Here is a 19,947-nt window from a genome sequence, read left to right on the forward strand (position 1 = left end):
TATGTTTACCACCTTGTCATTGCGAGCGATAGAGCGGCAATCTCCTCAAATACAGAGTATAAACGCGATGAGATTGCCACGTCGCTATCGCTCCCCGGAATTGTAAGGGTTAGGTAATTCGGTAACAGAATTAGGTATTATTTTTTGTTGTTTAGGGTAGCCATATCAATAGGTTTCTTTCCACCGATACCCTGATGAGGTCTTTCCCAATTATAGTAAACGAGGTATTTAAGCAGTTCATCTTCCAGTTCCTGGAGGCTATCGAAGTCTGTATCTTCGATCAGGTCCTCTTTGAGCGTCCGCCAGAAGCGTTCAACCTTGCCGTTAGTTTGCGGCCGGTAGGGTTTCATATATCTTCTTTTGATACCTGTTTCGACCAGCATACGCTCAAAAGGGTGGTTCATTTTGTTTTGACTTACAGCCGTTCCGAACTCCGGGCCGTTGTCTGCAATGATCTCCTCCATCTGGATGCCGAACTCCCGTTTGAGCGCCTGCATGCAATGCATTGCGGTGAACATCGTAGTGAGTGCTGTGATATCTGTCATCACCTGTGCCCATGCCAGGCGGCTGTAGTCATCCAGTACGCAAAGCAGGTACAGCTTTCTGTTTTGTCCGCGTATAACGCTTTTACTTAAATGATGGCAATCGATATGTCCTAACTGGCCCATGCGCTCCTTGACGATCTTTTGTTTGATTTCCCTGTCAACCGGTTTTAAACGGTTACGCCCATTGCGCTTCAGAATATTGTAAATACCTGATGGCGATGGTGTAAAGGTATTGGATTTCTGCCTGAGCTGGCTGTTGATCTCGAACTTATTGCAGCCTTTATCCCGCAATTCGAGCACTTGCTGTTCCTCAACCGGAGAAGGCCTGCGACTGCCGTACTTCGGCCCGCGCTTCTGCGGGAGCAGATCAAGCTCATTGCCTGATTGTTTGAACAGATTGTAGTATTTCAAAAACGCTCGGGCATCGGTATCATGGGCCAAATAGAAATCCCTGGCAAAGCGATAAACAGGATGTTCCCTGCGTTTGACCTGCTCGTATTCGCTGATCAGAAAACGGTATTTGCTCAGATAATTCCGCTTTAACGTAAGGTCATTATTAATGTTCCGCATAACAATATTGCTTTATTCTTTAAAGCTAATTCTGTTACCGAATTAATTGACCTTTACAGCAATGACATACTCTTTAATTTTTTTATTCCCCCATCATCTTCATCGCTTCCTTAGCTGCTATTTGCCCCGATATCAATGCTGGTGGTACACCCGGTCCGGGAACGGTTAACTGACCGGTATGCAGCAGATTTTTAACGTGCTTGGCGCGCATCGCCGGTTTAAAGAAAGCGGTTTGCGCAAGCGTGTTTGCCAATCCGTAAGCGTTTCCTTTAAATGAATGATAATCGGCTTTAAAATCATCAACTGCATAGCTTCTTTTTACAACAATGTTGTTTCGGATATCCTGACCGGTAATGCGTGCAAATCTATCCAGCAGCAAATCAAAATAACGATCACGCGTAGCTTCATCATCTTTCAGATCCGGTGCAATCGGCATCAGGAAGAAAAGGTTTTCGCCACCTTCAGGAGCACAAGCGGTATCTGTTTTTGAAGTACAGCAAACGTAGAATAACGGTTCGCTTGGCCATTGTGGTTGTTTGTAGATCTCGTTTGCGTGGCGGTCAAAATCTTCATCAAAGAAAAGGTTATGATGCTGTATGCCCTTAACCTTTTTATTGGTACCGATGTAAAATAACAAACTTGAAGGCGACATAGTACGTGTATCCCAATACTTGGCAGTATAATTGGCAGCCTGCTTTGGCAACAGGTGCTGATCGGTATATTCATAATCAGCTCCTGATATTACCATATCAGCCTGGTAAGCGCCATTCGTGGTTTGTATGGTGCTTACTTTATCGTCGCTTACCACTAAGCGGGTAACCTCAGTATTCAGCTTTATGTAGACACCTAAATCAGTAGCAATGCGTACAATTGCTTTAACGATCTCGTTCATGCCGCCCATAGGGTACCAGGTGCCTAATGCAAGGTCGGCATAGTTCATCATGCTGTACATGGCCGGTGTATCTTTTGGGGTTGCTCCCAAAAACAGCACCGGGAACTCCAGCATTTTTATCAGCTTAGGGTTTTTAAAATATTTACGCACGTGGCTGCTCATACTGGTTAGTAGTTGCATGCTAAAGCTCTTACGTATCAGCTGAAGATCTATAAACTCGGTAATGGAATGCGACGGGCGAAAAACATAATCGCTCATGCTTACCCTGTACTTGTATTCGGCCTGTTTCATAAACTCGCGCAGGCCTTTGCTGCTGCCCGGTTCAATCGACTCAAAAAGTTGCTCAAGCTCCTGCATGTTTGCGGGTACATCAAGTACATCATCTTTGCCGTAGTAAATACGATAGCCGGGGTCAAGCCGTTTCAGGTCGTAAAAGTCACTTGCCTTTTTGCCAAACAAAGCGAAAAAATTATCAAAGACATCTGGCATCCAGTACCAGCTTGGGCCCATGTCAAATGTAAATCCGTCTTTTTCCCAAACACGGGCACGGCCACCGGGCTGGTCGTTCTTTTCTAAAACGGTAACCTTATAGCCATCTTTAGCCAGTACACACGCCGAAGCAAGGCCGGCAAAGCCAGCGCCTATTACCACTACCCGCTCTGTTTTGTTCATCGTAGCCAAATTAAAACAATTACATTCACCTTGCTCAAAAACAATACACCTTTCATTTTGTACATTTGGGTAATGAACTTATTTGACGAAACCTGTTTTGAGTGCAGTAAAGTTATAACTAAAAAATACAGTACGTCTTTTAGTACCGGTATACGCGCCTTTAACAAACGTTTTCGTTATCCTGTTTACGCTATTTATGGTTTTGTTAGATATGCTGATGAAATTGTTGATACTTTTTACGGGCACAACCAGCGCGAACTCATAGATGATTTTCAGGCGGAAACCTTTAAGGCTATCGATAGGGGCATCAGCACCAATCCGGTACTGCAGGCTTTTCAGCAAGTGGTTAATCAGTATGGCGTTGAAAAAGATCTTATTGAGGCGTTTCTACTATCCATGCGTATGGATCTTGACAAGACAGCCTATAATGATGATGGTTACAAAACATACATCTACGGTTCTGCAGAAGTAGTTGGCCTTATGTGCCTGCGTATTTTTTGCGAGAACGATTCAGCATTGTATGACAGGCTGGTGCCAAGCGCCCGCAGTTTGGGTTCGGCCTTCCAGAAAATAAACTTTTTGCGTGATATTAAGTCTGACTATGAAGACCGTGGACGTACTTATTTTCCCGAGGTAGATTTTAGCAATTTTACCGAGGAAGATAAAAAACTGATTGAGAAAGATATAAAGCAGGATTTCGACGATGCCCTAATTGGCATTAAGCAACTGCCGGCGGGCAGCCGGTTAGGTGTTTACGTAGCTTACATCTACTACCTACAGCTTTTTAAAAAAATAAGTGCAACTTCGGCCCATACAATTATTGAGAAACGCATAAGGGTTTCTGATACGCAAAAGATAGGCCTGTATTGTAAGGCCCTGCTGCACCGGAAGCTCAACTTTATTTAACTGATACCCATGAGTGGCGTAGTTGTTATACCTCGTAAAATTTGGTTGTGGGTTTCCGTCCTTGCCGTTACAGTTATGTTCACCACCTCAGCATTCACTTTTGATCATGTAGCCGATACCGAAGTTCATAAAATAAGAAAGCTGCTGGTGACCGCGTTGGACAGTAAAAAAACAACCGATTCTCTGTACACGCATTTATCGGGAATAAAAGACCGGTCGGCATTGTTAAATGCCTACATGGGCACGCTTGAAGCATTGAAAGCCAAACACGCCTGGAATCCTTATTATAAGATCAAATACCTCAACGACAGCGAAAAAACCTTCAAGGGTGCCGTACAAGCTGACCCGCATAATATCGAGATCCGTTTTATGCGATTTTCAATTGAGCATAACGTGCCTAAGTTTTTAGGCATCAACAAAAATCTTACGGCTGATAGGGAAGAGATCATCAAACAGATTGACCGTAAGTATTATTCATCGGCAGATAAGGCACTGGTCAAAACCATTATCAATTTTCTGCTCGAGTCTAAACGCTGCACACCCGCGGAAAACGCCAATTTGAAAGAACACTTAGCCGCATTGTAGTGAAGCTATACACCTACCTTATCATCAACATACTTACCATATTTTTTCCGGTGGTGCTGTCTTTTGATAAAAGGGTGGCCTTTGCAAAAACATGGCGCTACATCTGGCCGGGAATGGCCATCACGGGCTTCGTCTTTTTGTTTTGGGATGTATTGTTCACCATTTACGGCGTATGGTCGTTCAATGATAAATATATTATCGGCCTTCATTTTTTCGGCTTACCGTTAGAAGAGATACTATTCTTCCTTACCGTACCATTTGCATGTATATTTATTTATGCCTGCTTAAATTACTATGTAAAGTGGCAGTTACCGCAGAACGCCGGTAAAGGCATATCTATTATGCTGATAATAGTTTCTCTGGTGCTATTGGCAATTTATCATGACAGGCTTTACACCGCAGTAACCTTTGCGTTGTTGCCGGTGGTTTTACTGGTTACCTTTAAAAAAAATTGGCTGCCGAGATTTTATCTGGCCTACTTGGTTTCTCTTTTACCATTTTATATTGTAAATGGGTTACTTACATCAATACCGGTTGTATTGTATAATAATGCGCAGAACATGGCTATAAGGGTAACAACCATACCGTTTGAAGACCATTTCTACAGCATGGCATTGTTGCTGATGAACATAGCTTTTTACGAATATTACAAAAATCGCAAAGCAACGCTCTGATGAACGATCTCCCTATTTATTCACGTTCACAACTGGCACTCCGAAACGGGCAGGATAAACCGCAGATATGGGTGGCCTTTAAAGGCATAATCTATGATGTTACCGAAAGCCGCTTATGGCGCAATGGTAAACACTATGAACACTGGGCCGGGCAAGACCTTACCGAAGAGTTAGCTGATGCACCACATACAGAAGGTGTGTTTGAAAAGTTTGTAGCTATAGGGAAGTTAGGCTAATCATATTTGTCATGCTGAACGTAGTGAAGTATCTAATGGGCAACTTGCATAAGGTGTAACAGATGCTTCGCTATCGCTCAGAATGACATGAGTTAGTGTGCAACAAAAAAAGCCCGTTTTACAACGAGCTTCTTGCTATATATATTGAGTTTATTTTATAATTAATCGATCTCAGCGTAAACCGGTTTTGCTACACCGTTATCATAAGCTTTCAAATTCTTTTTAAGCAATTTGCGTGCTACGTGGATACGGGTTTTTACAGTTCCGATAGGAATATCTAAATGGTCAGCTATCTCGTGATATTTGTGGCCTTCAAAATACATGGTGAAAGGCACATAGTAATCAGATGGTAAACGGTCTAAAGCGCGTTTAATATCGTCCATTACAAATTTAGCTTCGCCTTGGTTTTTAGTTGAACTGAATACCAGGTTTGGAGATGATATCTCATCGCTTTTGGTTACAAAAGTGCTCATCTTAACAAAACGGCGGTAGTTGTTGATGAAGGTATTTTTCATGATGGTGTACAACCAACCTTTAAGGTTAGTACCTTCTTTAAACTTATTGTAATAAGTTATCGCTTTCAACATCGTATCCTGAACAAGGTCGTTAGCATCGTCGGCGTCATGAGTGAAGTGCAAGGCATAAGACCTTAATGAACTTGCTTGACGTAATACCAGGGTGTTAAACTCAATCTTTGTCATTCTGTTAATGTTTTGTATCAAGGTTTATACAAACACGATACCAGTAATGAAAATTGAATGAAAATGGAGAAGAGACTAATACGCTTACCTAAATTGAAGGAAATTTCTTTTATATCTAAAAAGAAATTTAAGCTACTGAAAACAAGTGGTTTACAATACTATGACAACTGTAATTAAGGTTATTTGCAACCTAAAACTAACAACACATAATTGCTGCATTAAGTTTTTGTAAATGAATTAAATTTGAAGAAAATTGATTTCAGGAAACGCTTTACCGTACGATATTTACTTCACGCTGTAGTAAAACGCCAAATTTATCGTACACACTGTCTATAATTTGCGACGAAAAATTGTACACTTCTTCGCCCGTAGCGCCGCCGTGGTTTACCAATACTAATGCCTGGTTCTTCCATGTGCCGGTATGGCCTACCTGTTTTCCCTTCCAACCGCATTGCTCAATCAGCCAGCCGGCAGCGAGTTTTACCATGTTATCAGGCGCGGGATAATTTACAACATCGGGATGTTTGGATATCAGGGCTTCAAAATCAGCGCGACTGATGACCGGATTTTTAAAGAAACTGCCCGCATTGCCAATGGTAGATGGATCTGGCAGTTTAGATACACGGATGTGTGATACTACCTGCGATACATCCTTAAGGGTAGGGTTCTCTATGTTTCTATTAGCAAGCTCCTGCTCAATGGCGCCATATTTTAAATTAAGGTGTGGCACCAATGATAATTTAAACTTTACCGAAGTAATGATGAACCGCCCGGCAAGCTCCGCTTTAAACACACTTTCGCGATAGCCGAATTTACAATCATCCTTACTGAACGTACGAAACTCGCCGGTAGCTATTTCAAAAGCGTGGCAGCTTTCAAATACATCCTTCAATTCTACACCGTATGCACCAATGTTTTGGATAGGCGAGGCACCAACCGAACCCGGGATGAGGCTTAAATTTTCCATACCGGCAAAGCCGTGGGCAACACAATAATTAACGAGGTCGTTCCAAACCTCACCGGCACCAGCATCTACATGAACATCATCATGACTAATGCGGTGCTGAATGCCGCGAATATTTAACCGGATAACTAACCCATCAAAATCATTCACTAAAAGCATGTTGCTGCCGCCGCCCATTACAAGGCGCTGCACTTTGTGCCACTGCGGGTCGGCAAAAAGCTCAACCAGACCTGCTTCGTGGTTTATCTCAGCGAAGTAACGTGCGTTTACATCAATACCAAAGGTGTTAAAGTTTTTGAGGGATACATTTTCCTGTATTTGCAGCATGAGGCGAATTTCGGGAAATTTGTTGGAATTGATAACAACATGAAACTATTGTAAGATTGTTTGTTATCTCTTCATAATCTATATTTGTTTATGGACACACTGAAAATTGAAATAGTGAACCCCAAAGCGCTTAAGCTTTTAAAAGATTTGGCCGACATGAATTTGATTAATATAAAAGAGAGCCCAAAAAAAAGGTTTGAAAAAGTATTGGATGGTTTACGTTCGCAGTATGACACAACACCTTCTCTTGATGATATCACAGCAGAAGTAGAGGCTGTTAGGAAAAGCCGCAATGCCAAGTAGGGGATTAAGAGTTATTCTTGATACTAATTTATGGATCAGTTTCCTCATTAGGAAAGATCATTCTTTTTTGACTCAATTAATTCTTTCAAAAAAAGTCAGGTTATTATTCAGCGAGGAATTATTAAAAGAATTTATTGAAGTAAGCCGACGTCCTAAGTTTATAAAGTATTTTTCCGGAAACTCTGTCGACGAGATTTTAGATATTATAAACGACTTTGCAGAGTTTATAGAAGTCGATTCAGTAGTAACTGCATGTCGTGACGAGAAAGATAATTTCCTACTCTCCTTAGCAAAAGATGGGCGAGCTGATTATTTAATTACCGGGGACAACGACCTTTTGGAATTAAATCCTTTTGGTAAGACCAAGATCATTTTATTGTCTGACTTTATTTTGGAAGTCAATTCCTAAACCACTTCTTACTCGCCACAAGCAACCCAAATTCTTCCGAAGGGTTTTTCTCTGTGGATTTGTGGTGTATCTTATGCGCCCTCCTGATGCCTAACAGGTAGCGGTTAGTGCTCTTAAAGGCTTTAAAGCGGTTATGGATAAACCAATCGTGGAAGATGAAGTAAATGATGCCGTAAACGCTGATGCCTGCACCTATCCAAAAATGATAATCAAATGTCTTGCGGCCTGTCCACATCAGCCATAATGAAATTGCCGCAAAGCCAATGCTGAACAGGTCGTTCAATTCAAACCAGCCGTGGCGTTGCTGGTGGTGGGTTTTATGGATAAACCAAAGCGGCCCATGGAAGAGATATTTATGCATAGCCCATGAGAGGAGTTCCATCGTGGCGATGGTACCCAGTAATATTGATATATTTATCAGTATTTGCATGTGTAATTAACCGCTAAATTCCAAAGCTGTTTTATGTATTGATGCCGTACGTTAAGTGTTCGATTTCGAACGTTCATTTCTTAATTTTTTATTATAAATAATTGATAATCAATCAAATGAACTATTGGCACAAGCTTTATCATATATTAAGTAATAACGCTTACAGCTATGATCAAAAACTATTTCAAGATTGCCTGGCGCAATTTATGGAAAAACAAGGTGTTTTCCTTTATCAATATAGTCGGCCTTGCCACTGGTATGTGCGGCGCCATTTTGATATTTACCTGGGTGCAAAATGAGTTGAGCTTTGATAGGTTCCATAAAAATGCAGATAACCTCTACAAGGTTTGGAACCGTTCATACAAGGATGCAACCGGCAATATTTACACGTGGGACGTAAGTTCGGCACCGATTGCAACAGAGCTGAAACAGAAATATCCGGAAGTGAAAGCGGTGGCAAGGGTGTATTGGCCTACCGACCGCCTTTTTAATTACAAAGATAAGAGCATAATGGGCAATGGCCTTGATGTCGACCCGGAGTTTTTAAGCATGTTCAGCTTTCCGATGATCAATGGCAGCAAACAGGCTCTTAACGATCCTAAAAGCATTGTATTGACTCAGACTTTTGCAAAGCGAATATTTGGTAGTGACGATCCTACAGATAAGATACTCCGTATCAACGATAATGGCAATTATAAAGTTGCGGGAGTAGTTAAGGATCCTCCGGTAAATACACAGTTCCAATTTGATTACCTGGTATCTATAGTGCCGCTGGTAGGTACTTCCGAAGCAAATAACTGGAGCAATAGCAGTTTCAATACCTATGTACAGCTGCAGCCCGGAACTAATGTTAATGCTTTGGACAAAAAAATAAAGGGCATGATCACTCAACATGATCCCAATCTTAAATTCGGTATATTCTTGCACCCGTCAACAAAATGGCACCTCAACTCAAGGTTCGAGAATGGCGTAGCGGTGGGCGGTGCCATAGAAACGGTAAGGCTTTTATTGGGCATAGCGGTGTTGATATTGCTAATAGCCTGCATCAATTTTATGAACCTTACTACTGCCCAAAGCGAAAAGCGTGGAAAAGAGGTGGGCGTACGTAAAGTAATTGGCGCGGGCAGGCTATCTATTATCAAACAATTTTTAACAGAGTCCATACTAATTACCGCAATAGCAGGCGTTATAGCCATTGCATTGGTGCAATTAGTGCTGCCTTACTTCCAGGAGCTAACGGGCGTTAAAATGTTCATTAACTATACTGATCCTTACTTATGGTTGGCTGGTTGTGCTTTTGTATTACTAACAGGCCTGCTGGCGGGCAGCTACCCTGCATTTTATCTGTCGTCATTCAGGCCAGTTAATGTGCTTAAAGGTTTGTTTAAAACGAAGGCGCAGGTTATCAATCCGCGTAAGTTTTTAGTGGTTACCCAATTCACCGTTGCCATTGTATTGATCATTGCAACCATAGTTATTTATCAGCAGATCAATTATGTTCAAAGTCGTGATACGGGTTATGTGCGCAATAACCTGATAGAGCATCCGGTTACCGGCACGATAGGGAAGAACTTCGAAGCTTTAAAAAATGACTTGATAAACAGCGGTACCGCCGTGGCAGTAAGTAAAACAAGCATGCCGGTTACGCTTGATGCCAGTAACGGCACAGGTTTTAATTGGGGCGATATGGACCCGGCTCACAAAAATTTAAACTTCACCAGGTTTGGCACCACCGGAGATTTTGTTAAGACATTTGGGTTTAAACTTATTGCCGGGCGGGATATTGATTTCAATAAATACCCGTCAGACTCAAGCGCGGTTATGATGAATGAAGCAGCGTTGAAAGTAATGGGGTTAAAGGACCCGATAGGGCAAACCATACTAAGCGGAACCAACAAGCTTACAATTGTTGGTGTTATTAAAGATTTTATTATCGGCTCTCCATCTCAGGATATTAACCCCATGCTGGTTTTTGGTAACAAATACTGGTCAAACTCTTTAACCTTTAGGCTTGATGCCCATAAACCTGTTTCGGCGAGCCTTAAACAGGCGGAAGCTATTTTCAAAAAATACAACCCGGCATATCCCTTCCAATATCATTTTGTTGATCAGGCTTATGCCCAAAAATTTAAGAACGAACAACGAACCGGCAAAATTGCCTTTACGTTCTCCTGCTTAACCATCATCATATCTTGCCTTGGCTTATTTGGTCTTGCCGCCTACATGGCCGAAAGCCGTGCAAAGGAGATAGGCATCCGTAAGGTATTAGGTGCTGGGGTAGCCAACCTTATGCAATTATTAACGCGCGATTTTGTAGCTCTCGTGCTTGTATCCGTTGTAATAGCCGCGCCGATAGGTTGGTGGTTTATGAATAAATGGCTGCAGGATTTCAATTACCGCATCCACATCAGCTGGACTATCTTCCTGTATTCGGGATTGGCAGCAGTAGTGATATCAGTAGTAACGGTAAGCTACCAGGCAGCCAAAGCAGCTTTGGCTAATCCGATAAAGAGTATTAAAACAGAGTAGGAAATGTTTGTTGGAATGTTGTAAGTTTCGAAAGTTTCTATTGCTTCAGCAAGGCTAATAGTCAACTGATCAAACATCGAAGAGTTGACTCACCCGGTCTACGCTACGCTTGACCACCCTCTCTGCTGCAAGCAGCAAAGAGGGTTAAGAATAAAAGCTTTTTGATACCCTCTTTTCGCGCAGCGAAGAGAGGGGCGGCGAGCGTAGCGATGTCGGGGTGAGTTGATTGTTTGAGCGATACTTACCTCCTGTCAAATTACATGCTATTAAACCCATAAGCGGAACGCTTTAGGTAGCAGCAGAAATAAATAAAAAGGCGTACCAAATGGTACGCCTTTTTATTTATTCGATTAATAGAAGGACCACTTAATTGAACTGTTTAAACATTACAACCTTCCACAACATTAAATATGAATAGCGCGATTCTCTGTCGCTGCTAAACAAGCTTCACGCATTGCTTCGGTATAAGTTGGGTGGGCATGGCTTGCGCGGGTTACATCCTCTGCAGAGGCACGGAACTCCATGGCAATAACTGCCTCAGCTATCATATCTGCAGCGCGCGGACCTATCATATGTACACCAAGGATCTCGTCGGTAGTAGCATCAGCCAGTACTTTAACAAAACCATCCAAATCGCCGCTTGCACGTGCACGGCCGCTGGCTTTGAACGGAAATGAGCCCACTTTATATTTTGTACCGGCTTCTTTCAACTGCTCCTCGGTGAAGCCAACTGCAGCAACCTCCGGCCATGTGTAAACTACACCGGGTATCAGGTTGTAATTAATGTGTGGTTTTTGTCCGGCAATGATCTCGGCAACAAAAGTACCTTCGTCTTCCGCCTTGTGGGCAAGCATAGCGCCTTTAATTACATCGCCAATAGCATAAACACCTTTAACACTGGTTTCCAGGTGGTCGTTAACAGGTATTTTGCGGCCACGCTCTTCAACGGTAATGCCAATTTTATCTAAGCCCAAACCATCGGTGTAAGCTACACGGCCAACGGCTACCATACAGTAGTCGCCTTTAAGCTCTTGCTTTTCGCCTTTGGCGTTATCAAAGGTAACAGTTACCTCTTTGCCTTTAACGGTAGCGCCGGTTACCTTGTGGTTAAGATAAAAATCCATGCCCAGTTTCTTAAGCACCTTTTGCAGCTCGCGGCCAAGGGCCTTATCCATGGTTGGGATAATGCCATCCATAAACTCAATCACAGATACCTTTGCACCCAAACGGGCGTACACAGAACCCAATTCCAAACCAATAACACCGCCACCGATCAATATCAGGTGATTAGGTATTTCGGTCAGTTTTAAAGCTTCTGTTGAAGTGATGATGCGTTTTTTATCGATCTTCAGGAAAGGCAGGCTCGATGGTTTTGAACCTGTAGCAATAATTACATTTTTACCGGTAATTTCAGTAGCTGCACCATCAGCTTTAGTAACTGTGATGGTATTTTTATCTTTAAAAGAACCTACACCCTGGTGTACGTCAATCTTATTTTTTTTCATCAGGAAACTGATACCGCTGGTGTTGGCATCAACCACTTCCTGTTTGCGTTTTATCATCTGGCCAAAATCAATACCCAGGTTATCCAGCTTAATGCCATGTGTTGAAAAAGTATGTGCGGCATTGTGGTAATGCTCAGAAGAATCAAGCAGGGCTTTTGATGGGATACAGCCCACGTTAAGGCAGGTACCGCCAAGGGTATTATATTTTTCGACTATTGCGGTTTTTAACCCCAATTGGGCACAGCGAATGGCAGCCACATAACCACCAGGACCAGACCCTACAACGATAACATCATATTGCATAGTAGTGTAATTTGGAGGCCAAAGTTACGCAATGTTTACAGCCTTATAAATAGCTATTTAATTAAAATGTGAAGGGTTTGACAGAGATATATCTGTATAGGTTCTTTATTATATGTGTTGCGAGATCTTTAAATAATATCTAATTAACCAATCACTAATCTCTAACTGAGGGCGTTCCCCCGATGTATATCGGGGTCGGGCTTTACGTTCATACGCTTGCAGGCCTTAGGCGCGAGAGCATGTATCCACTACAATCCCTAACGCAAAATTGTCTGAATCAGAATTTACGGAATTAATGAATTAAAAGAATAATTAAATAACCTGTCATTCTGAGCGTAGCGAAGAATCTATGTACTCTACAGAGAACGCGGTTAGATTCTTCGCTACGCTCAGAATGACAAAGTATTTTTCTTCCGCCGCGTCAGCAAAAAAACTTCGGACGAAAGCGGGCAGAACAATGGCGGGCGGTGCGTTGGCAAGGGCATAGCAATACTTGCCTGAAGCGCCAGTCTCGAGGGAACGAAGTAGCGGCAAGATTTTGCAGCCCGTGGTTCTGCCCGCTTGCAGGGCATAGGCTTGTGCGCAAAGAAGCCTATTTGCTGACTTGATCTTTGGTTACTTTATATCAAGACAAAGTAACAGCCTCCGCGGCAATTGAGCGGACTAACGCAGAACAAACAAAATCTTTAATGTGGCCTGCTGACTCAAAAAATTTAAAAGACTTTAAATGAAACAATGTTGCTTTTGTAACATCATTGTAACTATGTAGTTAATTAGCAATTTACTTAGTAAATTACACCCGTTAACACTATTACTGACCCACATCATGAAAAAACTCTCCGCATTATTATTGCTGATAGCGGTTGCCTGCAACGCAGTGCTTGCCCAAAGCAGTTACGTAAAAGAGCACTACACCAAAAAGGACGTTTACATCACCATGCGAGATGGCGTAAAGCTTTTTACTTCCATTTACACGCCTAACGACGCTGCTAAGGATAAAAAGTACCCGATCATTATGCAGCGTACCTGTTATAGTATTGCCCCTTACGGCGAAACCAAATATCCCAACCAGGTTGGTCCTTCAAAATACATGATGCAAGAAGGTTATATCTACGTTTACCAGGATGTGCGCGGCCGCTACAAAAGCGAAGGCACCTGGACAAACATGACCCCGGTTATCGATAACAAGAAGACCAAAAAAGACGTTGATGAAGGTTCAGATACTTATGATACCATTGATTGGTTGATCAAGAACGTAGCAAACAATAACGGTAAAGTTGGTCAGTGGGGTATAAGCTACCCTGGGTTTTACACCGCTGCGGGTATCCTGAGTAATCATCCTGCACTGAAAGCTTCATCGCCGCAGGCACCAATTTCCGATTTCTTTTTTGATGATTTTCACCATAACGGAGCATTTATAGAAGGCTACTTCTTTACTTTCCCGGTATTTGGTGTGCAAAAAACAGATACCACCTCAAAAGCCTGGTACCAAAACACCATGTTCAATCCTGGCACACGTGATGGCTACCAGTTTCTGTTAGATCTTGGTCCGTTAAGCAATGCCGATAAATATTATAAAGACAATTTCTTTTGGCAGGAAACAGTTAATCACCCCAACTACGATGAGTTTTGGCAAAAACGCGGTTTGTTAAAACACTACAACAAAGTAAAACCTGCCGTAATGCTGGTTGGTGGCTGGTTTGATGCCGAAGACTTAACCGGTCCGTTGGCAATTTTCAAAACCATCGAAAAGAAAGACCCGTCCGCTTATAATACAATTGTAATGGGACCATTTGGCCATGGTCGCTGGTCGCGCGAAACGGGGCATACCATGCATAGCAACATCTACTTTGGCGATAGCATTGCTACCTTCTACCAAAAGGAAATGGAGCAGAAATTCTTCCATCACTTCCTAAAAGAGAATGGTGATAAGAACTCAGGCCTGCCTAAGGCTTACATGTTCAACACCGGTAAAAATGAGTGGCGCAAGTTTGATAAATGGCCTTCTCCGACTGCCAGCCATGTTAAATTTTACCTGAATAACGATGGTAAGCTTACCGAAACCGCACAAAACGGTGGCGCAGGTACCAGCTTTGTAAGCGACCCGCTAAAACCTGTTCCGTACACCGAGGATAATACCACTACCATGGGCTTTACCCCTCACAATTACATGAGCGAGGATCAGCGCTTTGCCGGCAGGCGTACGGATGTGCTGGTTTTCCAAACAGATGTTCTGACAGATGACGTTACACTTGGCGGTGAGATAATGGCTAACCTAAAAGTAGCTACCACCGGTACGGATGCCGATTGGATAGTTAAACTGATTGACGTTTACCCACCCGATGAGCCTAACAACCCTTATATGCCAAACAAGAACATTATCCTGAGTAACTACTGGCAAATGGTGCGTTCGCAAATCATGCCGGCACGTTTCCGCAACAGCTTTGAGAAGCCCGAGTCGATGGTGCCAAACCAGAAAACCCCGGTGAACTTCCACCTGAATGATGTACTGCATACCTTTAAAAAAGGCCACCGCATTATGATACAGGTGCAAAGTACGTCGTTCCCGCTTTACGCTCGTAACCCGCAAAAGTTTGTTGAGAACCCATACAAAGCAGCAGCAAGCGACTATCAGAAAGCTACCCACACGGTGTTTAATGATAGCTTTATTGATGTGGAGGTGTTGAAGTAATTAATTAGAGATAAGAGAATATTTTCACATTGTCATTGCGAGGAGCAAGAAGGGCTTTGTGAAAGGGAGCGACGTGGCAATCTCATCAGCTGATCGAATACGCTTGTCCTTTAAGATTGCCGCGTTACGCTCGCAATGACATAGTTTTATATTATTATTATGAAAATCAAAAACTCAATATATGCCGGCATCCTGATAGCCGGTTTTCTTTCTTCAAATGCCCACGCCCAACTTGGTGTTAGCAAAGAAACTTTTACCCGTGCTGATACGTTGCGCGGCTCGCTCACTACGCCATTGCGTACCTGTTATGATATCAATTATTATCACCTGGATGTGAAGTTTGATATCGATAACAAATTCATCAGCGGCAATGTACTTTTTAAATACACCGCCACGCAGGATTTTACTAAGCTGCAGTTTGATCTGTTCTCTAACCTTAAGGTAGAGAAAGTGCTTTATAAGGGCAAGGAAGTACCATACACCCGCGAGTACAATGCGGTGTTTATAACCTTCCCGCAGACCATAAAAAGCGGTAGTAAGGAGCAGTTCACCGTATATTATTCGGGTAACCCCACTATTGCTAAGCGTGCCCCTTGGGACGGCGGCGTAGAATACAATGTAGATTCACTTGGGCATAAATGGGTATCAACCGCATGCCAGGGTATGGGTGCCAGCGTCTGGTGGCCTACCAAAGACCAGCAGGCCGACGAAGTTGATAGCGCATTGATCAGCATAAGTGTACCCAATGGTTTAAAGGATGTAAGCAATGGGCGTTTGCGTAAAGTTACCAAACTTAAAGACGGATATACCCGCTTCGATTGGTTTGTAGCCAACCCCATCAATAATTATGACATTGAAGCCAACATAGGCGACTATGCGCACTACAGCGATGTTTACCAGGGCGAAGATGGCAAGCTTACGCTTGATTTTTGGCCGTTAAGTTACAACCTGGAGAAAGCTAAGAAACATTGGGGAGCAAACGTTAAACCGATGCTAAAAGCTTTTGAACATTGGTTTGGGCCATATCCGTTCTACAAAGATGGATACAAACTGGTAGAAACGCATCACTTAGGTATGGAGCACCAAAGCGGCACTGCTTATGGCAACCATTACCAGAACGGCTACCTTGGTCGCGATCTTTCCGGTACGGGCTGGGGTTTGAAATGGGATTTTATTGTAGTGCACGAGAGCGGTCACGAATGGTTTGGTAACAACATCACCTCAAAAGATTTGGCCGATATGTGGATCCACGAAAGTTTTACCAATTACAGCGAATCATTATTTATTGAGGATAACTGGGGCAAACAAGCCGGTCAGGAGTATGTGCATGGCACCCGCTTAGGCATACAAAACGACGGGCCTATTGTTGGTCCGTACAATGTTAACAAGGAAGGCTCCGGCGATATGTACCCTAAAGGTGGTAACATGCTCAATATGATACGCACCATTATTAATGATGATGAAAAATGGCGTGGCATTTTACGCGGACTTAACAAGACCTTTTACCACCAAACCGTTACCTATAATGATGTGGTAAATTATATTAACCAGCAAAGCGGCATTAACCTTTCACCTGTTTTTGAGCAGTATTTGAAGCATACCGTTATACCTACCCTGGAGTTTGATACCATTAATGGTAAACTGATGTGCAGATGGATTGCCGATGTGCACGGTTTTAACATGCCGGTTAAAGTGAGGGTAAAAGGCGGCGAATACCAGTTTATCAAACCAACCCAACGCTTTTCTCCTGTAAATATCCAGGGCGCAAATAAAGAAAACATCGAGGTTGACCTGTTTAATTATTACATAGGGGTCTTGGTAGATTAAGGTTCGCAACTTCAGTTGTTCTATCATTTCGAACGAGCGACAGCGAGGAGAAATCTTATGCATTGTAAGTGTCACGCGAATAAGATTTCTCCTCGTTCCTCGTTCGAAATGACATTTTTTGTAATGTAAACCCTCTCCCGCAGCACACGCGTATCGCTCATATCTATTTCAATAACTTCTTTCAAATTTATTTTTTGTTCTGTGCAACTTTTTGGTTACATGCTGCATCTAATAGTTAAACACTCGAACTAACATGAACACACTTAAAACCTTTTTACTGGCAGCTACCATGGTTGCCACAGCAAGCCTGGTTAAGGCAGATACGCAGGACAGGCACCTTGCTGGCTTCCACGCAGTAGAAGTTGCAGGCTCTTACGATGTATTTATCACTCAAGGCTCAAGCGAGTCTGTAAAAGTTGATGCACCGTCTGAAGTGATCAACAAAATTATCACTGAAGTTAGCGGCGGTGTACTTAAGATATACAATAAAAATAATCTTAGCTGGAACTGGAATGGGAACAAGAAAATGATCGTTTACGTGAGCATCAAGGACGTAGATGCAGTAAGCCTTGCGGGAAGCGGTGATGTAATGTTTAAGAATGGCTTAAAAGCACCTGCTTTAAAATTGAAATTAACAGGTAGTGGCGATATTACCGGCAGGGTTGATGTTAAAGAGCTTGAGAGCAGCATTGGCGGATCAGGCGATATCACAGTATCCGGCCGTGCAGATAATTCTGTTGTTAAGGTTGTAGGCTCAGGAGATTTTACTGGTCAAAACCTTACTACCAATAATACCCAGGTAAAGGTTGCAGGCAGCGGCGATGCACGTGTTAATGTTGGCGAAAAATTAGATGCTTCGGTAGTTGGCAGCGGCGATGTGCATTATACTGGTGCTGTCAGAAATATCTCTACCTCAAAAGCAGGCAGCGGCAGCGTTAGCAGGATGTGATTTATTTTGAATAAGGAATTTAGAATAAAGACAAAGGACAAAATTCCTCCAAATAAGAAAGCCTCTGGATGTTTTTCAGAGGCTTTCTTATTATATCGTTCAGCTCAATTATGCTAATTGTTTTGCTAATTTGTCGGCAAGGATAGATTTTGGCACTGCACCAATTTGCTTGTCAACAATTTCGCCGCCTTTAAAGTATAATAAAGCCGGGATGTTGCGGATGCCATACTTCATTGATATACCTGGATTGTTATCTACGTTAACTTTACCTACAACGGCCTGGCCTTCGTAGTCTTTAGCAAGCTCTTCAACAACAGGGCCTACCATTCTACACGGACCACACCACTCTGCCCAAAAGTCGATCAATACCGGTTTATCTGATTTAAGAACAAGTTCTTCAAAGTTTGCATCAGTTATTTCTAAAGCCATGATTTCTATTTTTTAAATAATGTTATACAAATATATACTAATCAAAACGCTTGCCACAACACCCACCCTGACATTGTGACAATAAGATTATCAACAACTACGATCCTGACAATGGCTTTGTTTTATCCCGTGCCCGATAAAGTATTTTGACTGTGGATAACGTAACGTATAATTAGTAACCGATAAAAAAAGCCGCCCGACAATGAGCAGCTTTCAGCAAATTCTTTTATTCTTCTGATCCGTATTCAGACCAAATATTCAAACAATGTAGCATCCTTGTTGATCTCAATCACCTCGAAACGGTTCTCCTGCATACGTTGCAGCAGGGCAGGATAGTCGCCGGCATTTTTTAATTCGATGCCTACCAGGGCCGGGCCGTTTTCTTTTGATGTTTTTTTAATGAATTCGAAACGGGTTATATCATCGCCGGGGCCTAATACCTCGGTAACAAATAATTTTAAAGCACCCGGGCGTTGTGGGAAACGAACGATGAAGTAATGTTTAAGGCCCTCGTACAACAACGATTTTTCTTTGATCTCGGCCATTCGGTCGATATCGTTATTACCACCACTGATGATGCACACCACGTTTTTACCTTTTATCTGGTCTTTAACAGCATCCAACGCAGTAACTGATAACGCACCCGCAGGTTCAACTACAATGGCGTCCTCGTTGTATAATTTAAGGATGGTAGTACAAACCTTACCCTCTGGTACGGTGAGCATATCATCCAATATCTCCCGGCAGATGGTAAATGTTTTTTCGCCTACGCGCTTTACAGCAGCACCGTCAACAAAGCGGTCGATATTCGTAAGCGTAGTATTCTCGCCGTTTTGCATAGAGGTAAGCATTGATGGTGCTCCTTCAGGCTCAACCCCAATCAATTTGATACCGGGTACGGTTTGTTTTAGATAAGTACCCATGCCCGCGGCCAAACCACCACCGCCGATAGGCATAATGGCAACCTCGGTGTTAGGAAGGTCTTGTAAGATCTCAACACCAACAGTTCCCTGGCCTTCAATGGTGCGATAATCATCAAACGGCGGGATGAAGGTCATGCCGTGTTCTGCGGTGTAGGCCAAAGCTTCGCGCAGGCAATCGTCAAAAGTATCGCCGGTTAAAACCAGCTCTACATTGCCGTTACCGAACATCTCGGTTTGGTTAACCTTTTGTTTCGGAGTGATCTCAGGCATAAAAATTACGCCTTTAACACCCATCTTTTTGCAGGAATAAGCCACTCCCTGTGCATGGTTGCCCGCACTGGCGCAAACCACACCGCTACTCAGTTCATCCGCACTTAGCTGACTGATCATGTTATAGGCGCCTCTTAACTTATAAGAGCGCACTATCTGCATGTCTTCGCGCTTTAAATATATGTTGCACTCGTATTTTTCGGACAGGCGCTGGTTGTACTCCAATGGGGTACGTTTAACCACGTCTTTTAGCCTTGCGTAGGCCGCGTCAAAATCCAAATGCAATGCTGTATCTGTATCCATTAG

The 19,947-nt window shown here is 42.8% G+C and carries 18 protein-coding genes; 10 read left to right on the forward strand and 8 right to left on the reverse strand.

Translation table 11 applies throughout. From position 1 onward, the window contains the following. Window positions 1-137: 137 nt before the first annotated feature. Together INP83_RS08190 and INP83_RS08195 are read right to left on the reverse strand one after the other, a co-directional pair. Window positions 138-1,115 carry an integrase core domain-containing protein gene (locus INP83_RS08190; RefSeq protein ID WP_219127024.1) on the reverse strand — a complete coding sequence of 326 codons (978 nt, stop codon included), beginning with the start codon at window positions 1,113-1,115 and terminating at the stop codon, window positions 138-140. A gap of 82 nt (window positions 1,116-1,197) precedes the next feature. Beyond that, a complete protein-coding gene (locus INP83_RS08195) occupies window positions 1,198-2,724 on the reverse strand; it encodes a phytoene desaturase family protein (RefSeq protein ID WP_370630613.1) in 1,527 nt (508 codons plus the stop codon). A gap of 27 nt (window positions 2,725-2,751) precedes the next feature. Here INP83_RS08195 and INP83_RS08200 point away from each other — a divergent pair, with 27 nt between their 5' ends. Genes INP83_RS08200 through INP83_RS08215 form a run of 4 tightly spaced genes read left to right on the forward strand, consistent with a single transcriptional unit; the run spans window position 2,752 to window position 5,080 of the window. Continuing rightward, window positions 2,752-3,585: a phytoene/squalene synthase family protein gene (locus INP83_RS08200; protein ID WP_219127026.1), complete on the forward strand. Its 834-nt coding sequence runs from the start codon at window positions 2,752-2,754 to the stop codon at window positions 3,583-3,585. A 9-nt stretch (window positions 3,586-3,594) separates the two neighbouring features. After that, on the forward strand, window positions 3,595-4,170 hold the full coding sequence (locus tag INP83_RS08205; protein WP_146268790.1) for a hypothetical protein: 576 nt from the start codon (window positions 3,595-3,597) through the stop codon (window positions 4,168-4,170). Further along, window positions 4,170-4,844, forward strand: a complete 675-nt coding sequence (locus INP83_RS08210) for a lycopene cyclase domain-containing protein (protein WP_255563280.1) — start codon at window positions 4,170-4,172, stop codon at window positions 4,842-4,844. Before INP83_RS08205 ends, INP83_RS08210 begins: the two co-directional genes overlap by 1 nt. After that, window positions 4,844-5,080: a cytochrome b5 domain-containing protein gene (locus tag INP83_RS08215; RefSeq protein ID WP_219127027.1), complete on the forward strand. Its 237-nt coding sequence runs from the start codon at window positions 4,844-4,846 to the stop codon at window positions 5,078-5,080. The genes INP83_RS08210 and INP83_RS08215 overlap by 1 nt, the downstream gene beginning before the upstream one ends. 161 nt (window positions 5,081-5,241) lie before the next feature. Here INP83_RS08215 and INP83_RS08220 read toward each other — a convergent pair whose 3' ends face one another. Together INP83_RS08220 and murB are read right to left on the reverse strand one after the other, a co-directional pair. Continuing rightward, a complete protein-coding gene (locus INP83_RS08220; protein WP_146268787.1) occupies window positions 5,242-5,781 on the reverse strand; it encodes an RNA polymerase sigma factor in 540 nt (179 codons plus the stop codon). A gap of 271 nt (window positions 5,782-6,052) precedes the next feature. After that, entirely contained in the window at window positions 6,053-7,072 is a 1,020-nt protein-coding gene (gene murB / locus INP83_RS08225; RefSeq protein WP_219127028.1) for a UDP-N-acetylmuramate dehydrogenase, read from the reverse strand. A 90-nt stretch (window positions 7,073-7,162) separates the two neighbouring features. On the opposite strand from murB, the gene INP83_RS08230 reads away from it, so the two are divergent. Continuing rightward, window positions 7,163-7,375, forward strand: coding sequence for a hypothetical protein (locus INP83_RS08230; RefSeq protein ID WP_219127029.1), 213 nt, complete (start codon window positions 7,163-7,165; stop codon window positions 7,373-7,375). Further along, the gene (locus tag INP83_RS08235; protein WP_219127030.1) at window positions 7,365-7,784 is read left to right on the forward strand and encodes a putative toxin-antitoxin system toxin component, PIN family; all 420 of its coding nucleotides are present in this window, start codon (window positions 7,365-7,367) and stop codon (window positions 7,782-7,784) included. Before INP83_RS08230 ends, INP83_RS08235 begins: the two co-directional genes overlap by 11 nt. Here INP83_RS08235 and INP83_RS08240 read toward each other — a convergent pair. Then, window positions 7,774-8,214, reverse strand: a complete 441-nt coding sequence (locus INP83_RS08240) for a sterol desaturase family protein (RefSeq protein ID WP_219127031.1) — start codon at window positions 8,212-8,214, stop codon at window positions 7,774-7,776. The two genes, INP83_RS08235 and INP83_RS08240, sit on opposite strands and share 11 nt — an antisense overlap. A gap of 168 nt (window positions 8,215-8,382) precedes the next feature. On the opposite strand from INP83_RS08240, the gene INP83_RS08245 reads away from it, so the two are divergent. Beyond that, window positions 8,383-10,743: an ABC transporter permease gene (locus INP83_RS08245; protein ID WP_219127032.1), complete on the forward strand. Its 2,361-nt coding sequence runs from the start codon at window positions 8,383-8,385 to the stop codon at window positions 10,741-10,743. Between the two features lie 404 nt (window positions 10,744-11,147). Here the strand turns inward: INP83_RS08245 and lpdA are convergent, their stop codons facing one another. After that, window positions 11,148-12,551: a dihydrolipoyl dehydrogenase gene (lpdA, locus tag INP83_RS08250; RefSeq protein WP_219127033.1), complete on the reverse strand. Its 1,404-nt coding sequence runs from the start codon at window positions 12,549-12,551 to the stop codon at window positions 11,148-11,150. Window positions 12,552-13,377: 826 nt separating this feature from the next. Between lpdA and INP83_RS08255 the strand changes: the two genes are divergently transcribed. The 3 genes from INP83_RS08255 to INP83_RS08265 all read left to right on the forward strand — a co-directional run bounded on the left by INP83_RS08255 (window position 13,378) and on the right by INP83_RS08265 (window position 18,019). Continuing rightward, window positions 13,378-15,243, forward strand: coding sequence for a CocE/NonD family hydrolase (locus INP83_RS08255; protein ID WP_219127034.1), 1,866 nt, complete (start codon window positions 13,378-13,380; stop codon window positions 15,241-15,243). 159 nt (window positions 15,244-15,402) lie between these two features. Further along, window positions 15,403-17,070, forward strand: coding sequence for a M1 family metallopeptidase (locus INP83_RS08260; protein WP_219127035.1), 1,668 nt, complete (start codon window positions 15,403-15,405; stop codon window positions 17,068-17,070). Window positions 17,071-17,323: 253 nt separating this feature from the next. Beyond that, the gene (locus INP83_RS08265) at window positions 17,324-18,019 is read left to right on the forward strand and encodes a head GIN domain-containing protein (protein WP_219127036.1); all 696 of its coding nucleotides are present in this window, start codon (window positions 17,324-17,326) and stop codon (window positions 18,017-18,019) included. Between the two features lie 108 nt (window positions 18,020-18,127). Here the strand turns inward: INP83_RS08265 and trxA are convergent, their stop codons facing one another. After that, a complete protein-coding gene (gene trxA / locus INP83_RS08270) occupies window positions 18,128-18,448 on the reverse strand; it encodes a thioredoxin (RefSeq protein ID WP_146268779.1) in 321 nt (106 codons plus the stop codon). A 245-nt stretch (window positions 18,449-18,693) separates the two neighbouring features. Continuing rightward, on the reverse strand, window positions 18,694-19,944 hold the full coding sequence (ilvA, locus tag INP83_RS08275) for a threonine ammonia-lyase IlvA (RefSeq protein ID WP_219127037.1): 1,251 nt from the start codon (window positions 19,942-19,944) through the stop codon (window positions 18,694-18,696). Window positions 19,945-19,947: the final 3 nt, after the last annotated feature.

Origin of the sequence: Mucilaginibacter sp. 21P (genome assembly GCF_019331605.1) — a bacterium.
Lineage (GTDB): Bacteria > Bacteroidota > Bacteroidia > Sphingobacteriales > Sphingobacteriaceae > Mucilaginibacter > Mucilaginibacter achroorhodeus.

Bases quoted from the DNA above. Each gene is read 5' to 3' on its own strand.
- INP83_RS08190 (WP_219127024.1), bottom strand. From the start codon at position 1,115: ATGCGGAACATTAATAATGACCTTACGTTAAAGCGGAATTATCTGAGC.
- INP83_RS08200 (WP_219127026.1), top strand. From the start codon at position 2,752: ATGAACTTATTTGACGAAACCTGTTTTGAGTGCAGTAAAGTTATAACT.
- INP83_RS08205 (WP_146268790.1), top strand. From the start codon at position 3,595: ATGAGTGGCGTAGTTGTTATACCTCGTAAAATTTGGTTGTGGGTTTCC.
- INP83_RS08215 (WP_219127027.1), top strand. From the start codon at position 4,844: ATGAACGATCTCCCTATTTATTCACGTTCACAACTGGCACTCCGAAAC.
- INP83_RS08220 (WP_146268787.1), bottom strand. From the start codon at position 5,781: ATGACAAAGATTGAGTTTAACACCCTGGTATTACGTCAAGCAAGTTCA.
- murB (WP_219127028.1), bottom strand. From the start codon at position 7,072: ATGCTGCAAATACAGGAAAATGTATCCCTCAAAAACTTTAACACCTTT.
- INP83_RS08230 (WP_219127029.1), top strand. From the start codon at position 7,163: ATGGACACACTGAAAATTGAAATAGTGAACCCCAAAGCGCTTAAGCTT.
- INP83_RS08235 (WP_219127030.1), top strand. From the start codon at position 7,365: ATGCCAAGTAGGGGATTAAGAGTTATTCTTGATACTAATTTATGGATC.
- INP83_RS08240 (WP_219127031.1), bottom strand. From the start codon at position 8,214: ATGCAAATACTGATAAATATATCAATATTACTGGGTACCATCGCCACG.
- INP83_RS08245 (WP_219127032.1), top strand. From the start codon at position 8,383: ATGATCAAAAACTATTTCAAGATTGCCTGGCGCAATTTATGGAAAAAC.
- lpdA (WP_219127033.1), bottom strand. From the start codon at position 12,551: ATGCAATATGATGTTATCGTTGTAGGGTCTGGTCCTGGTGGTTATGTG.
- INP83_RS08255 (WP_219127034.1), top strand. From the start codon at position 13,378: ATGAAAAAACTCTCCGCATTATTATTGCTGATAGCGGTTGCCTGCAAC.
- INP83_RS08260 (WP_219127035.1), top strand. From the start codon at position 15,403: ATGAAAATCAAAAACTCAATATATGCCGGCATCCTGATAGCCGGTTTT.
- INP83_RS08265 (WP_219127036.1), top strand. From the start codon at position 17,324: ATGAACACACTTAAAACCTTTTTACTGGCAGCTACCATGGTTGCCACA.
- trxA (WP_146268779.1), bottom strand. From the start codon at position 18,448: ATGGCTTTAGAAATAACTGATGCAAACTTTGAAGAACTTGTTCTTAAA.
- ilvA (WP_219127037.1), bottom strand. From the start codon at position 19,944: ATGGATACAGATACAGCATTGCATTTGGATTTTGACGCGGCCTACGCA.